The organism is Streptomyces sp. GbtcB7, from assembly GCF_019091445.1.
GTDB classification, from domain to species: domain Bacteria; phylum Actinomycetota; class Actinomycetes; order Streptomycetales; family Streptomycetaceae; genus Streptomyces; species Streptomyces mirabilis.
Genome location: NZ_JAGXJM010000544.1, coordinates 1 through 241 on the forward strand (window position 1 = coordinate 1; position 241 = coordinate 241).

Here is a 241-nt window from a genome sequence, read left to right on the forward strand (position 1 = left end):
GGCCCGGGCCGCTGCCCCGCCGAGCTGCCACGCCAGCCCTCCGTGACGTCGCGGCCCTCGCGGACGCCTTGGAGGATCACCTTGAGCGCGTGGGCCTCGGCCCGCCCATAGGCGTATCCGTACGGCAGGACGAGCAGGGCGGGCGAGAAGCGGTGACCCCCGAGGTGGGCGGCCTCCCACGCGCCCGCCACGCCCGCGGCGGCGAGTGCCGCCGCAAGGGGGCCGCCCACGAGAGCGCAGG

General features: G+C 78.4%; 1 pseudogene. It reads right to left on the minus strand.

What is annotated here, in order from left to right:
* A pseudogene (locus KVT44_RS56755) lies at positions 1–241 on the minus strand (sucrase ferredoxin); the annotation flags it as partial.